This window comes from Vibrio sp. 1402 (genome assembly GCF_033340275.1).
The window spans coordinates 57,718-73,868 of sequence record NZ_JAWOWE010000012.1; the positions used below are offsets into that span (position 1 = coordinate 57,718).

The 16,151-nt window shown below is 40.0% G+C and carries 16 protein-coding genes; 15 read left to right on the forward strand and 1 reads right to left on the reverse strand.

The genetic code is table 11. The features are described from left to right. Window positions 1-9: 9 nt before the first annotated feature. Entirely contained in the window at window positions 10-774 is a 765-nt protein-coding gene (locus tag R7044_RS19275) for a hypothetical protein (RefSeq protein ID WP_025633937.1), read from the forward strand. Between the two features lie 1,121 nt (window positions 775-1,895). Here the strand turns inward: R7044_RS19275 and R7044_RS19280 are convergent. Continuing rightward, entirely contained in the window at window positions 1,896-2,906 is a 1,011-nt protein-coding gene (locus R7044_RS19280; RefSeq protein ID WP_158083951.1) for a RepB family plasmid replication initiator protein, read from the reverse strand. A gap of 742 nt (window positions 2,907-3,648) precedes the next feature. On the opposite strand from R7044_RS19280, the gene R7044_RS19285 reads away from it, so the two are divergent. From R7044_RS19285 to R7044_RS19350, 14 genes are all read left to right on the forward strand, one after another. Beyond that, the gene (locus tag R7044_RS19285) at window positions 3,649-4,728 is read left to right on the forward strand and encodes a hypothetical protein (RefSeq protein WP_025633934.1); all 1,080 of its coding nucleotides are present in this window, start codon (window positions 3,649-3,651) and stop codon (window positions 4,726-4,728) included. A gap of 215 nt (window positions 4,729-4,943) precedes the next feature. Continuing rightward, entirely contained in the window at window positions 4,944-5,663 is a 720-nt protein-coding gene (locus R7044_RS19290) for a hypothetical protein (protein ID WP_025633933.1), read from the forward strand. Between the two features lie 18 nt (window positions 5,664-5,681). Further along, the gene (locus tag R7044_RS19295) at window positions 5,682-5,999 is read left to right on the forward strand and encodes a hypothetical protein (protein ID WP_025633931.1); all 318 of its coding nucleotides are present in this window, start codon (window positions 5,682-5,684) and stop codon (window positions 5,997-5,999) included. 255 nt (window positions 6,000-6,254) lie between these two features. Next, window positions 6,255-6,428, forward strand: coding sequence for a hypothetical protein (locus R7044_RS19300; protein ID WP_155486753.1), 174 nt, complete (start codon window positions 6,255-6,257; stop codon window positions 6,426-6,428). After that, window positions 6,421-6,684: a hypothetical protein gene (locus R7044_RS19305; RefSeq protein WP_025633930.1), complete on the forward strand. Its 264-nt coding sequence runs from the start codon at window positions 6,421-6,423 to the stop codon at window positions 6,682-6,684. Before R7044_RS19300 ends, R7044_RS19305 begins: the two co-directional genes overlap by 8 nt. Window positions 6,685-6,983: 299 nt before the next feature. Continuing rightward, window positions 6,984-7,565, forward strand: a complete 582-nt coding sequence (locus tag R7044_RS19310; protein WP_054574998.1) for a DUF2913 family protein — start codon at window positions 6,984-6,986, stop codon at window positions 7,563-7,565. A gap of 625 nt (window positions 7,566-8,190) precedes the next feature. After that, window positions 8,191-10,047: a DNA cytosine methyltransferase gene (locus tag R7044_RS19315; protein ID WP_025636632.1), complete on the forward strand. Its 1,857-nt coding sequence runs from the start codon at window positions 8,191-8,193 to the stop codon at window positions 10,045-10,047. Between the two features lie 484 nt (window positions 10,048-10,531). Next, window positions 10,532-11,605, forward strand: coding sequence for a hypothetical protein (locus tag R7044_RS19320; protein ID WP_025636739.1), 1,074 nt, complete (start codon window positions 10,532-10,534; stop codon window positions 11,603-11,605). A gap of 514 nt (window positions 11,606-12,119) precedes the next feature. Beyond that, window positions 12,120-12,605 (forward strand): hypothetical protein, encoded by a 486-nt coding sequence (locus tag R7044_RS19325; protein WP_025636715.1) that lies wholly within the window; start codon window positions 12,120-12,122, stop codon window positions 12,603-12,605. A 71-nt stretch (window positions 12,606-12,676) separates the two neighbouring features. Beyond that, window positions 12,677-13,372, forward strand: coding sequence for a hypothetical protein (locus R7044_RS19330; protein ID WP_025636716.1), 696 nt, complete (start codon window positions 12,677-12,679; stop codon window positions 13,370-13,372). Window positions 13,373-13,813: 441 nt separating this feature from the next. Beyond that, window positions 13,814-14,458, forward strand: coding sequence for a hypothetical protein (locus R7044_RS19335; protein WP_025636769.1), 645 nt, complete (start codon window positions 13,814-13,816; stop codon window positions 14,456-14,458). Then, window positions 14,458-14,751 carry a hypothetical protein gene (locus R7044_RS19340; RefSeq protein ID WP_025636768.1) on the forward strand — a complete coding sequence of 98 codons (294 nt, stop codon included), beginning with the start codon at window positions 14,458-14,460 and terminating at the stop codon, window positions 14,749-14,751. Before R7044_RS19335 ends, R7044_RS19340 begins: the two co-directional genes overlap by 1 nt. A gap of 465 nt (window positions 14,752-15,216) precedes the next feature. Then, window positions 15,217-15,609, forward strand: coding sequence for a hypothetical protein (locus R7044_RS19345; RefSeq protein WP_025636765.1), 393 nt, complete (start codon window positions 15,217-15,219; stop codon window positions 15,607-15,609). A 26-nt stretch (window positions 15,610-15,635) separates the two neighbouring features. Next, window positions 15,636-16,070: a hypothetical protein gene (locus R7044_RS19350; protein WP_025636763.1), complete on the forward strand. Its 435-nt coding sequence runs from the start codon at window positions 15,636-15,638 to the stop codon at window positions 16,068-16,070. The last annotated feature ends 81 nt before the right edge of the window (window positions 16,071-16,151 follow it).

Consider the following 16,151-nt stretch of genomic DNA (forward strand, 5'->3'; position numbering starts at 1 on the left):
TAGATTGCAATGAATAACATTAATCTCATTACAGTGGGGATTGCTTTAGCGGTTTCCGCCCCCTCTGTAATTGCTTCAATCAAAGCACCACACAATGCAGGGAGCTACAATAAAGTTATTAAGGTTCCTTCACACATGAACCAAACAAGTGCAGTTGGCTTGGATGATACTTTAGGCTCCAGAAACATCTCTGACGAAACAATCGTTGAGCTCCCAACCGTCCCAGATGATCCAGTAGGGGACTTTGAGATCCCCAAACCTGGAGAGGATGAAGATGAGGCAGTAGATATTACTATTAACTGTGGATGTGCTTCTGTGAATGTCGCAAGGGGAGCATGTTTTTCTCCAAAAAGAGCTAAAAGCGCAATGGACAGCAAAGCAAGTGGGTACTTTAGCTCATCTTATGGTTCATATTGGCCTAACTCGTCGAACATTGATTTCCTTGTAACATATAACCTGGAAACCAAAGGGATCACAAAAATAGCCATCACTGATCATAGTAAAATATACAATCTCACTGATGAAATCGCTAATGCTGGTTTATTTGAAATTTCCGGGCCAGTGACATCAACTGCTACACCTAGCTGTAGAGTAAGCTTAACTCGTGCTGCGTTTGCTGACATGGGATACTACACAATGGGTGCAGATGATCCATGGAGAGTAAGGTATAGAGGGTGGGCACATTACAACAAACCTTCCGGTTCCAGATACAAAACTGTAAATGGTGGTACCACAAGCACTCGACCTCCATCCGGGAAGACCTACTATTACTAGATAGCTTGAGTTTGTAAAAGCTTTTCTGGGCCTCTCAAACAAACCTTCCTTGGTGTACCAGGTCTTAATATACAAGTGGTACATCAAGGACGTTTTCTTAAAGCGTTAGTTTTCGTCCTAAATGTCACCCCAGACACTATTGGACCATAGTAAATCAATAAGATAGAAGAACACCTCTATCTAAGTGTGACATCTAGGACGAAAGTTTTCTATCTAGTGCCACCGCATATATTTAACTCATTGATATGCTTTTCTACTTTCTTATACTCAAGTAGGCTTTACGTCCTAGATGTCACAGAGAAGAGATTTTTATCTTTATTTTCAATGCTTTAAATATATTCAATGATATCTATAGTAACTAGCTTTTCTTAAATTCCCAACTGGGCTAAACCATTTTACCCCTACGAATGTTTTCGTCCTAGATGTCACCTATCACTCTTTACTGTATATCGAACGTAGAGAAAGTATGACTCCAGTGTGTAGCTTTTTATATCAGCCTAAGGCACAAATAAAATATCTTTTATTTTCAGTCAGTTATAATCATTAAGTTTGAGCTTTATTCTATAGAGTACTGGACACACATTGTTGCTTCTTAAAGTATCATTTTAAAACCGTCCTAAATGTCACCCCTCACGCTCTTGACACAGAAAAACAATTAAAATACATATACTTATAAAAAATCCGATTAAAACATCGCCATAGAACAGTGACACCTAGGACGAAAATAGAGAAAAAAACGCATTGCATATTCATTGATCCCTTACTTTCGTCCTAAGTGTCACCCCTCCAACTAGAAGCAATAGATACTATCCTTATAATTCAATACGTTAGAAGGAGTTCTGAAAAATTAGCTTAACCTTCATTTACAGGGTTTTCATTCAAAGGAAGCAAAAAAGCAGGTTATAAAGAAAGAATTGGGTCTTCATCACCCACAAAACAACTTCAATCACGGATAAAAAACAACAATTAGGGAGTTGGATCACAGTTATTGAGAGGTTTAGCCACCAGCAATATCTGGTAAAGGTGACACTTAGGACGGTATTTTGAGGCAGAACTAGCACACTTGATTGTTGAATGTGCTAGTTGGATGGAAATTTACTTCTTTGGTGTGCTAGTTGAAGCTAATCTTCATCATCTGTGACTATTTCATAGTCGGTTACATCAATGACGTCATCTGATTTCTTCATTGATGTACCTTTAGCATCTTTTGACTCTTCACCAAACTTCTTAATAGCGCTTAGGACAGCAGGGGATATATCTTCACCATTCAGCAATAGTTCTCCAATCTGCTCAGTCAATGCGACCATTTCACTCTGCTTTGGTTGAAGGTTGGCATTGATAGCTTTGATTGCTGACCTTGCAAGGGATAGTTTACTTGGGGCCTTTTTAGAAAGCTCCCAGGTAAACTTAAATGCGACAGTCTTGGTACCTTTTCGAACATCCTCGTAGGAAAGACTTTTGAAAATGTGCAACTTATTAAGTTCTTCAATTGCTGGGTTAAGCCAACGTTTCTTAAGAACCGCAGTTCTGTCATACGAAGAGGGCAGTTGCCACCTAGAGCGCATCCAATCAACATCTAGAATTAGGTTATTTCTTAAATTCTTCCACTGATTGATAGCCTCATAAAGCCTCATGGTATAAACGGAAGATAAGTTTCCTGCTTCACCTATCAGCAGCTGTGTATAGTTTGATGTGGTTTGGTTAATGATACTAATCAACTCAGCATTCAAATACAGCACTACATGTCCTCGTTTAGGACGATAGCTCTGTTTAGTGGTCCAGTGGATAGCATCATAAGCTTTTTCACCATCTTTGCTGTCTTCATCAGGAAGATAGATAACCACACTTTTCTCATGTAAAGATTGTGCTGCGCGTTGTATGTCTCTTGATAGGTTTTTCTTCGACTCATCATCTATCTCGAAGTATTCGATGAACTCTTTGTTAGAAATAGTGATCGGATACTGACCATATTCCATTGTTTTTAAATGTTCGGGAGTAGGGTTTTCCTGATTAATCCGCTTGAGGCACATGTATACAAGCCGCTTCTCATAACGAGTAAGGCTATAAGCTGCCGTTGTTAAAGCGTTCGCTTGTCTAACAGTAAGATCGTTTTTGCTGTTGTTCTCGGTCATGATACTGATACACACAATAAGAAATTGTACCAAATGTAACATTGTAGGCTTAAATGTGCCAGTAAGTAAGCAAACCAACCTTATACATACTTATACAGACTTATCCACAACCGAAAGCGTCCTAGATGGCACGGTAAGTCGTCCTAAGCGATCTTCAAATCTTCCTAAATGTAATAGTGTTTCGTCCTAGATGATCTTAAACGAATTCCTAACTACTTGAATTATAAAAACATAGATAAGTTATCAACACCCTAATAAGATCTTAAAAAAGATCTTAATAAGATCAATAAAAATATTATTATTAAATAGTGTCTAGAAATTAATCAGTTAGAAGGGTAAAGGGACGATCTTGGAGAACAAAGAAGTAGTAATAGTTCTTTTTTTGCATGTTAACTCAAAAAGCCACTCAGTAGAGCTATATGAGCTAATTTGCTCTATTTAGACACATATACCGGGTTGTGTCCAATCATAAGCATAGAGGCGCTCTCAGCTTGCATTTGCCCTAAATTTTCAATGACGATCTTTAGATCATTCATTTAATTAACCATTTGGTTTAAGGATCATACGCACGAACACAATGGGTTTAATCTTCCGAGGCTCTCCAGAACCATCATGTCATATAAACAAAGAAAGTTAAAAAATCATACACAAACAACTGTTATAATATGGTATTTACTGTTATACTAATGGGGAATTAACGGTTCTATCCCGTTGAAATATATGTAATAGCTTGGGGGCTAAAATGAAAAGAAGATCTTTTGTAAGTAGAGAAGAACTAAACTACGCTAAAAATTTACTAGTCTCTTATGGCTGTATGAATAAGGTGATTAACAGCGCAATTCAAATGGTAGATGAACTTGATATTGAGCCTGGCCTAAAGTTCCAGGCTAAGATGGGATCATTTAAGAAGGAATTGGATGTAGCTATATCAGCTATAGGAAAACCAGAATCACGTGCCAAGTTCATTCTAAACATAACGAACTTCTTGGTATCATGGTATGAAAGTGGAAATAAGTGCTTAGACAAGTTCTCGGTTGCCAGGTTTTCAATTTTGCTCTTTCATGCTACTGAACTTAAATTAATATCCGCTCGACAACAATTGGATATCATTTATGGGTGTTTGAAAGTTAGCGAGTTACCAAAATCAGACACACATCTGTTAATCCAACTGCCCATAACCCAGGATATCTTCACTTTAGAGAAAGTGCAGTCTCACCAATCTAAGGCTCATGTTATCAACCAAGACGATCATACCCTCGTTCAACTTGATATATCTGATGTTCCAAAAGAAAACCAAAGTGCGATAATTGGTGCGCTAGACGATTTAAGTCTGGATGAGGTCTCACTTTCAAAAGATGGAAAGTACCTTTCATTACTCGCTCCATTAACCTTGGAATGCGGCTTAGAAGATACACTCAAGAAGGTTGAAGCTCTAAAGGCGTGTTCAATGCTTGATGTATTTTGCCAATTTAAACCAATCTCTTTAGAAGAAATAGCTGTTAAGTATTGGGATGGTAAGCAGTACTTTGATGAGCTGGCGACAATGTATAAAGCAAGCTCTCAGTCAGAATCTACTCGACAAACTATAAGCAGTGCACTTGAACTAGTTAATACCGGTTACATTCTGAGTTCTTTAGATGGTTTATCCACTCTTTGTCATCGTTTAGCTGTAGATACGGACAAGGACTATAAATATAAAGGATCGTCAGCTCTATATGAGCTTCTGGACACTCTAAGGGGGTTTTATAGAGACTTACTATGGAAACTCGAAGATATGGGTTATGAGTTTCAATATACATCTGCATTTTCGAACGTGCTTTAGTTGATTTTCGGGGATTCCGATTAATGCTTCCACTAACTAAACACATTAACTCGGATTCCCTTTGCTCCCTGTCGCACTTACAAGGTCATAGCGCTAGATTTTAGCTGTATGTACTGGATAGAAACTAGGCATGGGTATAGAAGTTAATCAGAAACACTTCGACTTGATTTAACGTTTGACACTAATTAATAAATCAGCACTCAGAGGGAAACATTTTGTCAGATTTAGACTTCACAAAGCACTGGACATCCGAACGTACCCGCAAAAAGCAAACAGCTCTAACAAAGCTATCAAATGGACTTCTAAAAGAAGTAGTCGAAGACCCATTCTCTAGAGACTTGTTTGAACTCGAAGAAATTGAAGCGATGAAAGTCGCAGCAAAGGCTTTGAGTAAAGCAAAAGAAAAGTTTACCAAAATTAAAGAGAAGAAAGCCCGTATCGAAAAACGTAAGGCTCAAGAGTTAGCAAACATCAATAAACAAGCGAAAAAATATGCTATTGAGGTATTAGATTCGCTTAATTCCAATCCGGATACTTTTACACGAGAACAGCTGTGCCTATGGGTGACGGTCGCTCACTTTACTAGTTCTGTTTTAGATCCTGAGAGTTGGGAGATAGACATTAACGATAATATTGCTAATCACTATTTAGAGAGTGATCACGCATTAAGAAGGCGTAATGTTTGGACTATGAGAAGTAAGGCTCTAAACGCTTTCGAAAATTATTTTAAAAGAGCATGGCAATTCTCTTTTGAAACAGACTCTTGGGTAGTACGAGTGCCAATTAAAGAGTCCGTAGCACAACTTAAGGCACTAATAAATCATGATGAGTACATCAAAAATGAAAAGCTATATGCTCATTTACTTGAGCCTTTAGAGGCTTACAATCGTGAGGTTGATGCAATTAAACGACGCAAGAACATGAAGTCTATTTAACCAGGAGAAGATTCACCAATGACATACGAAGAATTGTACGCCGACTGGGAGTATTTGTTTAAAAAAGTTGGCTGTGCTGAAGACATGACGGGTGGTTATGTTGACTCTGAAGATTTAGAGGAACTACTTAAAAAGCCAACTAAATCTACAGCAAAGAACTGCTTGAATAGACAGATCGATTATTGGTTCAGAGCTGGAATTCAGTTCGACTATGACCTCAAAGGTAGGTCGGTTTTCGATCTCATAGAAGAGTATCCGAAGATAGAAGAAATCGCAGACAGACACTTTGTTGATTTAGATGATTGTCCCGACCCTTTCGTTAAGACAAATGATTAAAGGGGAAAGCATGGTAGATTTATCTATTTATAATATTCGACCTGAGCCTAAAGAAGCTGTCTGCATTGGCTGCGGGTGTAGTGATAATAATGCATGTTTTGAGAACTCCCAGGCATGTTATTGGCTAAAAGTGGATAGAGAAAAACAGCAAGGTGTTTGCTCAAACTGTCATGACCTTTTGTCTCAGTAAATTTAGGAAATGGATGAATTTTCTATAATCACAATCGCTTAATGCCTAACTATAGGAAGGAAATAATGAGTCGTCTTGAAACACTTATAGAACAGAGCAATGATGAACTTTGTAGTGTGTCAGTCCCTGTTAAAGAACAGTGTCTGAACCGATGCAATGAATGTCCAGTTGATGATGAGTTAATTGGAACGTTGACAACAGATAGTAAGAGCTCAACAGAAGAGTCACCAAATGAGTGAGAAAGTACTTCTAGGCACATTATTGGTTGCAGGTTTTTTGTTAGCAGTGAGATGGGCATTTAAGAGTGATACATCTTCATTTGATGAAGCACTTAACAGGTTTCTATCAAGTGAACAACGAAAAGAGAAGAAAGGTAACTCAAATCCTAGTAGTGCTTACGAACGACGCAGGAAGGCTATGTTTAGCGGCACAGATTCGATGGGTTGCTATCAAAAGCACAAAAAGGCCAACGAAAGGCTTCATCGTAAAAGGTGAACCTTAGATAAAAAAATAGGCCCCATATCATGCAATATGATGACCTGGTTTATTAATTGGTCTGGGATGTATTGGTGTAGGAGAGGAATAAAGTTTCATGCTGGTTGTCTTGAGCATCCACAGATTGAGCGGTCCCATTCAAATACGTTTCTGGACAATTATCATTTTCGGAAAATCAAACATTAGCAATCCATGAACAACTCTATGTCTGGGAAACTACTCCCGAACTCATTATTAAGGTTGATTTAAAACGCCCAGCCCCAATATTCTTATAATCCACCCACAACGCTACCTTGGCTATGCAAATCAAACGAGACTTTGACTACTACCACAACCTTCACAACGTCATTACCCACGCCCTGCTTCATTTGCTGTGTCAGGTTTCCGCATCTTCCCGTTTTGTTCCAGTAAAATCACGCAATGACATACTGATAAAGTACCTTAAGCCAAAGCTCAACGATAAGTCGTTATCGAATATCAAAAAAGACATCAAACTGATGATCAGCTTAGCAAGAAAAAAAGGTGGGAACCTAGAAATGAAACTGCATCAACTTAATTCACAATCGAAGCATACAAAACTCATCGGTGCTGAAAAGCTTTATAACCTACTCGTACACCTTTATGACGTAGAGGGTATCGAATCAAGACTGTTTGAGGAGGGTAGTGAAGCGGAGCCTGGGATTCTTTATATGCTAGAGGAACAAGTCGAACACGGTTTTGACCAAGAACACAATCAACTCACCCCGTTATCGATGCTTATCCAACTAGAGCGTGCACCTGAATTAATTGAATCGATTAATGCTCACGGCCTATTTCTTGCTGAAATGAAAGAGTGGAACACCGAGAAACATCAAGCCCACATCTTAGTACACCCAGCTTAAAAAAGCTGGCTAGCCATCATTTAAACGCCCGCTCATTCTATCTTCCATGAACTGGCTTCACCAGCTAGTTCTAAGTTGGACATAAACGTTTTAGAAATGGCGGCGTACTCTGATGGCTGCCATTAAGTATAAAACTTTAATACTCAGTATCAAACTTATTGCTTAGTAACGAAACTTTATTCCTCACAAACAAATGGAGTTAATGGGTTTGAAAGCTCTCCACTAACAGGGTTCCCCCTAGTCGCCACCGAGGCCCACCCGCCGGACTTACCCCTGCATTACTAAGTCTCGTTCCTCGCCAAGTATTGCCGCTCATGGGCTGTTGTCCACCAGCGCTAGTACGATGCCAACAAAACCCCATTGTCACCGTCCTAGCAGAATGCTGGTGGCCATATGATCCGCCTTCGGCGAGCTAAAAAGCATTTGTAACGCTTTTCTTAACGGCTTCGCCTAAAAAGCTGACCCTCTATCGAGCCCTATTGTGTCGCCTTTGTCCGGCCCAAAGTCCAGATAATAAGTTAATTATATTTCACAAAGGTTAGTGTTTAAATGTGGTATCTATTTGTTGTTTTTTATATAATTATGACATAGTTAAGGCAAGTGAGATCAATTGCTTGGGGGCAGTATGATAAAGGTATTAGAGAAGAAAGTTTCTCTCCATAGAAATAAACTAAGAGTATTCTTCGAAGGGCAGTATTTACTAATGGCGGGTTTTAAAGGAGGGGCTAAGTTTCAGCTTAAGTCTGACCGTACAAAGAAAGAAATTAAAATAGTTATTGATCGTTTCGGCTCTCGACAAGTGACCAACTCAAGACGAAACGGTAAAGAGCGACCTGTCATTGACTTAAAGCACGCTGATTTAGATATTTTCGGAGACCATGTAAAAGCCTACATCAAAGATGGTGAAATCCGAATTGTCGAATTGCATTCAGTCCAAGAGATTCGTGACAGAGAGCTGAGGTTTAAGGATATGACGAGAAATCTTAAGCCTTTAAACCATGCCGTATTCAGCTTTAATTCTAATTTAGTACTCCTTTCTAACGAGTTGGAATACAACTCGCCAATAGAGCTGTTTGATCTAAAGAAGAGTAGCATCAAGGCTGAAGTGATTAGCTTACAAGGTGCGCCAGAGGCTAATTGTTACTTTTACTTAATGACTGCCTTCATCAAAACACTTCAACCATCTGCAATTTTTATAGATACACAGTGGACAGATCCTCTTGAAGCCGCATTTTCACATACTATGAAAAATATGGGTTACGTAAAAAATGATGAATTGAATGGTTACTTATCTAAAAATATCACAGGGGCTGAGCTTGGTTCTGCTTCTGTTGAACTAACTCCGGCTTCACCTATCAAGAAGTTAAGTCTCGATAGAGTGATAAAGACTTGGAGGAATCTCAAACAAAAAGAGCGTGTTCAGAGAGCTATGTCAAAGTACAAAGCGAATATACCTTTATCCACTTCAGATATATTTAATGGTATAGGGGTATTGTGCTCAAGTATTTCCGATGGACTTAAGCGGAGTAAGCTTTCTACTTTCGTAAAGGTAATTGTCGAATCGAGTGAAAGGTACTTCAATGCATGTCTGCAAAATAATCCTGTGTGGGCTGTGGAGGCACCGGAAGAGCAATACGGATTAAATATGCGATTGGAGAGTGTTGATTTGTCCAGAGGTGGCGTTAGAACGGAAGTCAATTCAGGATCGCTGCCTTGCGAAGGGAGTTCCATAAGCGGCAGATCTAAGAACGGAAATAAATTTGCAGAAGCACACAAAAATACAGGCGGGTGTTTTATCGATTTCTTGCATTGGCAGTCGATAACGAATCCAATTATTTCTGTTTTTGAGAATGTTACTTCATTTACTAAATCAAACTCATACGCTGTTATCGTAGATACGTTTAGTAAAGTGTTTGGGTACAACTTTATAAATATGACATTAGCAGGTTCTCAGTTTGGTGCACTTGAAGATAGAAAGAGGCTTTGTGGTATTGGATACTGCAGCTCCTTCAAAGAGGGTTTAAAGGACTTTATGCCCCAAAAGGTAAGGACAACTTATAAATATAGCTGCTTAGCTGATGTACTCGATGATATACCTGAAACTCATGAAAGCTATAAGCCCTATACATATTTAGTGGAAAAGGAAAAGAGAGACATTGCTCAAAAGAAAGGCTTTCGACTCCAGTGGCTTAAGCCTACTGCTACAAAGGTAGGGTGCATAACCAAATCATACCAAAAGTGTCGATCTACCGATCCATTTCTAATCCATAGCAATGGTAAATTAGCTAGGTTATTTACAACTGTTGAACATGCCAAGTGCAAGCAAATACCAGAATCGTTCGTTCGCGATCTGACCGTAGGACTAGCCCACGAATGTTTGGGCCAGTCGGTGATTTACTCGGCCTTTTGTTGGGTTGGTGAATGGGTTGGTAAGTGGCTTAACAATGTGTTAAACACACAATACGAGCGAATGGCGGCATAGAATCTAAATAGAATATCGACCTGCAATAGAGCTCTTTTTTATTGCAGGTTATGAATTTCTCTCCACTAACAGGGGTTCCCCCTAGTCGCCACCGAGGCCCACCCGCCGGACTTACCCCTTGCATTACTAAGTCTCGTTCCTCGCCAAGTATTGCCGCTCATGGCTGTTGTCCACCAGCGCTAGTACGATGCCAACAAACCCCCGTTGTCACCGTCCTAGCAGAATGCTGGTGGCAATATGATTCGCCTTCGGCGAGCTAAAAGCATTTGTATCGCTTTTCTTAACGGCTTCGCCTAAAAAGCTTTCCCTCTGTCGAGCCCCATTGTGGCCCCTTTGTCCAGGCCAGAGTCAATCTAAATAGTTAATTATATTTAACATTTATTTGTGTGTTAATATGGTATTTATTGGGGGTTGTTAGTATAATTAACACATCAAATAAATACGTTAAATCATTTGTTAAACATAGATAGCTTGGGGGCTACAGATGCAAAATTTAGTTAATAAAAAAATCGAGGAATACATTGGAGAAGACAAGGATCTGCTTGAATATAAGAGCCAGCTTGATCCTTCATCAATTGAGCGAGCTTTTAATGGCCAATCTCAATTTCCTGAGCGTCACGCCGCTCAAGCAGTAGTTGACTACTGCAACGCATTACGGACATTCAAAATTTCACTTCATGAGCTGATCAAGTCCACTTCGGAAAGCGCACCATCGAAGGCGTTTAATTGTTCAGTGGAAGAAATTGTTGAAATTGAGTTTGAAGAATTTCAAAGAAAGTTAAAACGCTACTTCGATGAGTACATAAGTGCAGAGTCCAAATGTATCTCATGGCATGTAACAGGGCCAGCGAGATTCCCTGTGGCGAAAGCAGAAAAGGCCAATAAGAATAGTAGGGATAAGCTTAATCAATATGCAGATTATCCTCAGAGAGCCTTAAAAGCCATTGCAAAGAAACTGTTCCCCGATGGGGATGGTTCAGTTGTCAAAATGTCATCAGATAACCCGGTTGAGCAATTAAGAATTAAAATTAGTGAAGCGGAAACAATGCATGGCTACATGAAAATAGCTAATCGTTTAGTGCCAGCTGCATATAAAGCGTCTGAAAATGGAGAGCTTACAGATAATAGTGCTGCTGTACTTGAAAACAAGATGCTTGAACGTGGTATACCTCAAAACCTCCTTAAAACGTTTTTGGAGCCAAATCCAATAGTAAACACTTGGGGACGATTTAGCTTAGCAAACTCAAATGCTAATATCCGACGATTAAAACAACGTTTAGTCGAAGCAGAGCGAGTCGAAGAAAGTCGAAATTCAAACTCATTAGAAGGTGAATTAGAAAATGGAATTAAGCACGGGGTTATTGATGGGCGCATTGGTATTTGGTTAGGTGGTAGGCCACCGAAAGAGGTTACCCAAAGACTAAGAAAGTTTAGCTTCAAATTCTCACCAACCCGAAATAATGCATGGGTTCGCGCTCATACTGTGAATGCTGAGGCGGTATTTAAGAGAGACGTAGTACCATTTCTTGAACAGCTAGATCCTCAAACATTTGATTAAACGCTCCCCAAGCGAAAAGCCCTTGCTTACAAAGCAGGGGCTTTTTTTTGTCCGTATAAATTCAATAAAAGAAATAGAGACCTTGCAAGAAAATTTCTCTCCACTAATAGGGGATACCCCTAGTCGCCACCGAGGCCCACCCGCCGGACTTACCCCAGCATCACTAGGGCTCGTCCCTCACCAAGTTCTGCCGCTCAAGGCTGTTGTCCACCAGCGCTAGTACGATGCCAACAAAACCCCGTTGTCACCGTCCTAGCAGAAAGCTGGTGGCCACATGAATCGCCTTCGGCGAGCTAAAAGCATTTGTATCGCTTTTCTTAACGGCTTCGCCTAAAAAGCTGTCCCTCTGTCGAGCCCCATTGTATCGCCTTTGTCCGGGGTAAAGTCAACCAATATAGTTAAATATACTTAACTATATTTAATGTTTAAATGTGGTATTTTAGGGCGTATTTTAGTATAATTTCCTTAGTTGCTTATGTAACTATCTATTTTAAAACAATTGCTTGGGGGCAATATGAAGATTTCATCATTCGATAAGAAAGTAGTCATTTCATTACTTAATCAGCTGACACCCGAAAAGACTGAAACATCCACGGAGAGAAACGGCGAAATAGACAAAGTAGCCCTAGCTGTTCGATTAGGGAAAATCCGATTCATTAAACAAGAAGACCAGTATGTAGATTTAAAAGCTCTATCTGGTGACCTATTTAATCCTGATGTGAACATCGATATAAGTAAAGAAGAACTTAAGCGAAGTGAAAGTGCTTTTAGAGTGCGCGTTCATCGTGAAGGTGTTTGGATTGTCGAATCGCAATATTGGACCGGGAGAGCTTGGGAAGGTATCGAAGGTATCTCAAACAATGTTATTTGTGGCTTTGTAGGTGATGACTTTGTTGGCTCTGGATACGAACTGGATTTAGGTCGCGAAGCACTTACTGCATACAATAGCCAACCCCTAGACGCGCTTGGCTTTGTAATTGATCCGTTCCGTCAAGAATAGTAATCGGTAAATCTAACGTGTATAGAGGGCTCAATGGCCCTCTTTTTTATAAAAAGTTGCTTGGGGGCAGTATGGACAGAATCATAAAGATCAACGAAGAAAAGAAGGCACAAGTAAAAAAAGCACTTACACTAGCATTCAAGTGCGTAAATGCTATTCAAGGCAAACGTCTTAGAAGCATCCGAACCCAACCTATTCAGAGCAAATACGGAAATTCCGACAAGGTGCTAGCATGCTGGTACAAACAGGTACGTGAATTCGAAACCAAACTTGGGTACTTACTGGATGATTTAAATACGGTGCTCCCTTACCTGGAGTGGGTCAATCAAGTACAAGATTTAGGAATCAAAAAATCTGAATGCAAAGGCCAACTTTTAGAGGTTGATTACATTACATGTAATCTCCTTACCAATCTGATTTACAAGTGTACCGCTTTTACAGAATCCTCAGAACACCAAGTAGGTCGATTTACATTCCACGAAATACTTCATGAGTTCATAAATTTAATGACTGTAAGGCATGCACTTGTTTACGGGCTACCACCTAAAATTGAAACAGTCTTCCTAAAGATGATCCGCAATAAACAATCAAGCTTTTTTAAGAATGGCTTTATCCCAGATCTGTTTGTTGTTGATGCTTGCAGTGAGATCAATAACACACTTAAAGCCATTAAATGTAGTAAAGATCGCGTATCTACCCACTCTGTAGAGCCTGGGTATAAGCTTACAGCTGAAGAAGCTAGCTACTACGATTTATATATACTGTAGAAAAATTTGACTGGTCATTATGGCCAGTCAAGCGCTCTCCACTAACAGGGGTCCCCCCTAGTCGCCACCGAGGCCCACCCGCCGGACTTACCCCTTGCAATGCTAGGCCTCGTGCCTCGCCAAGTATTGCCGCTCAAGGCTGTTGTCCACCAGCGCTAGGACATTGCCAACCAACCCCCGTTGTCACCGTCCTAGCAGAATTCTGGTGGCCATATGATTCGCCTTCGGCGAGCTAAAAGCATTTGTATCGCTTTTCTTAACGACTTCGCCTAAAAAGCTTTCCCTCTGTCGAGCCCCATTGTGGCCCCTTTGTCCGGGCCAAAGTCAACAAATATAGTTAATTATATTTAACAATCATATGTGTATTAATATGGTATTTATGTGTGAGGTTAGATATAATTATTAACAGTTAATCAATGATATACATTGCTTGGGGGCAGTATGGAAAATTTAGCATTAAAGTTAGTACCCGTTTCAGAACAATTTGAATCAGAATCCTTTTATCAAACACCTGAAGAGATCAAGAAGGAGTTCGAGGTCTCCTCAAAAACTTCAATCGCACGTAAATCTGTTAGTGCCCCATTAAAACAGTTTCTCTCACAGTTCCCTCATTTAGTGTCAGCCCCAGCTTTGAACTATGCGAAAGGGCGTGAACAAGAAAGTAAGGACACTCAAGCTATATACGATTTATCAGGTATGTGTGCAGAGTACGATTACACATTTTGTCCTGATCTAGACATTCTTAAAGCGCATTACTCATTTGTATATTGTGGATATTGCACCAATGTATTGCCCCCTTTACCCAGAAAACAGGTCTGGAAAAACCTAGCTAAGCTCTGTAGTCAAGAGGGCGGCATAGTCGTTGTTTCAGCTCGCTCTAATACGGACCGAGGAATTAAGGGAGTACCGGAGTTTGATGGGTTTCGTACACTCCGAGGTACGTATCAAAAAGGATATTTTAAAGATGAGTTGTTTTTTGAGGCGAAAGAAGTCTTTTCCCACGTAATAGAGCTCAAAACAAAGGGCGCATTTAGGATGGTCATTTGTTCACACTCGAACATCAATTTAGACCAAGGGGAAGGCTAATGTTTGATATCAACAACCAATATACAACAGTTGAGCTTAGCACTGGCCATATAAAGGAAGGAGATGTAGTTGCCCTTGATGAAATCTCTAAGGAAGAATTTTCATTAGTAGCAAAACGAAATACGGGCTATTTCATTAAATTGCATACACAACACGATTTAAATATCCGTAAAGAATATTCTGACGAGCTAAATTTTATTCTTTCGAAAGCAGCCCAATTGGGTTTTAAGTGTGTAGAGTTAGATTCAGATGCAGGAGAAGAGCGATCATTGCCGATCTTTGAGTGGTCCTAACCTATAGAATTTAGCCATCGTCTCGGTGGCTAAATTGCTCTCCACTAATAGGGGTTCCCCCTAGTCGCCACCGAGGCCCACCCGCCGGACTTACCCCTGCATCCCTAAGGCTCGTTCCTCACCAAGTGCTGCCGCTCAAGGCTGTTGTCCACCAGCGCTAGTACGATGCCAACAAACCCCCGTTGTCACCGTCCTAGCAGAATGCTGGTGGCCATATGAATCGCCTTCGGCGAGCAAAAAGCATTTGTATCGCTTTTCCTAACGGCTTCGCCTAAAAAGCTGACCCTCTATCGAGCCCTATTGTGTCGCCTTTGTCCGGCCAAAAGTCAATAAATAAAGTTAAATATATTTAACTAAATTTAGTGTTGTTATGTGGTATTTAATAGTCTATTTGGTATAATGGCTATTATGGATTGGGGCAGAAATGCTTTAATCGTTGATTGATATTCAGGGCTTGGGGGCTTTATGAAAATTATCGTAACTGAAGGTGCATTTAAAGGTTGCAAGGGAGCACTACTTGAAGTGCTGGAAGATGGATTCTCTTATGTAAAACTTGAGACTTCAAAGGGTAGTGAAATTAAAGTTGTTTTGCGGGGCAATGAGTTTGACCAATATACGGAGTTTTTAACTTCAGTTCGATTTGGCTCTTCAGAGAGCAAAGCTTTCGTTGTCAGTGCTATCAATCCTAAGCATGCAGCCTATATTGCAGCCCAGAACATTAAAGAGTGTTGTAAAAATGAAAATGTTCATGACTTTTTTGTCGATTTGGTAGCTGACCGGGAATTCAATATCAGTCAAGGATTTCAGTTCTCATCCAAAGAGCTAGAGCAAGATTTGTTTACTGGCTTAATAGCTTAATCTCAAGGAGTAAGAGAGGAATATCCATGCTGAAATATATTGAAAATAGCTTAACTTCAATACCATTGTGCGAATCAAGGTTTACTTCTGGAGAGGAGGTCATTGTCGTTAATGGTTATGGCTTAGTTCTGCAAGGCTTCAAAGTGATAGGTTTCTCACAACCGTGTCAAGAGAGGCAAGCCTATATTCACTTAGATTGGGACTGCTATTGGTTCTCATTACCAGATAGCAGGGTATTTAAAACCTATGAGCTGAGCTCTTTTTATCGTATCTACTCACCAACCAAAGGATTTTTAGGTTTGGACGATGATAACAGCCTGATCTGGCTCAGTAACTCGCAATACAGTGAACTTTACAGTCAAACCACAAAAGACAATTTTTCAGCTACTTCAATGTGTGAAAACGGTGTTGCTGATGCTGTTTATGTTAAAGCATTAGACTCAGAACCTACCAGGGATTAACGCTCCCCAAGCGACCAGCCCCGGCAATATTGTCGGGGTTTTTTTTGTCTCTCGTGTTAATGAAATCATAGAACTAAAATA

Excerpts from the sequence above, each read along its gene's own strand:
- R7044_RS19275 (WP_025633937.1), top strand. The coding sequence starts at position 10 with ATGAATAACATTAATCTCATTACAGTGGGGATTGCTTTAGCGGTTTCC.
- R7044_RS19280 (WP_158083951.1), bottom strand. The coding sequence starts at position 2,906 with ATGACCGAGAACAACAGCAAAAACGATCTTACTGTTAGACAAGCGAAC.
- R7044_RS19285 (WP_025633934.1), top strand. The coding sequence starts at position 3,649 with ATGAAAAGAAGATCTTTTGTAAGTAGAGAAGAACTAAACTACGCTAAA.
- R7044_RS19295 (WP_025633931.1), top strand. The coding sequence starts at position 5,682 with ATGACATACGAAGAATTGTACGCCGACTGGGAGTATTTGTTTAAAAAA.
- R7044_RS19300 (WP_155486753.1), top strand. The coding sequence starts at position 6,255 with ATGAGTCGTCTTGAAACACTTATAGAACAGAGCAATGATGAACTTTGT.
- R7044_RS19305 (WP_025633930.1), top strand. The coding sequence starts at position 6,421 with ATGAGTGAGAAAGTACTTCTAGGCACATTATTGGTTGCAGGTTTTTTG.
- R7044_RS19310 (WP_054574998.1), top strand. The coding sequence starts at position 6,984 with ATGCAAATCAAACGAGACTTTGACTACTACCACAACCTTCACAACGTC.
- R7044_RS19315 (WP_025636632.1), top strand. The coding sequence starts at position 8,191 with ATGATAAAGGTATTAGAGAAGAAAGTTTCTCTCCATAGAAATAAACTA.
- R7044_RS19320 (WP_025636739.1), top strand. The coding sequence starts at position 10,532 with ATGCAAAATTTAGTTAATAAAAAAATCGAGGAATACATTGGAGAAGAC.
- R7044_RS19325 (WP_025636715.1), top strand. The coding sequence starts at position 12,120 with ATGAAGATTTCATCATTCGATAAGAAAGTAGTCATTTCATTACTTAAT.
- R7044_RS19330 (WP_025636716.1), top strand. The coding sequence starts at position 12,677 with ATGGACAGAATCATAAAGATCAACGAAGAAAAGAAGGCACAAGTAAAA.
- R7044_RS19335 (WP_025636769.1), top strand. The coding sequence starts at position 13,814 with ATGGAAAATTTAGCATTAAAGTTAGTACCCGTTTCAGAACAATTTGAA.
- R7044_RS19340 (WP_025636768.1), top strand. The coding sequence starts at position 14,458 with ATGTTTGATATCAACAACCAATATACAACAGTTGAGCTTAGCACTGGC.
- R7044_RS19345 (WP_025636765.1), top strand. The coding sequence starts at position 15,217 with ATGAAAATTATCGTAACTGAAGGTGCATTTAAAGGTTGCAAGGGAGCA.
- R7044_RS19350 (WP_025636763.1), top strand. The coding sequence starts at position 15,636 with ATGCTGAAATATATTGAAAATAGCTTAACTTCAATACCATTGTGCGAA.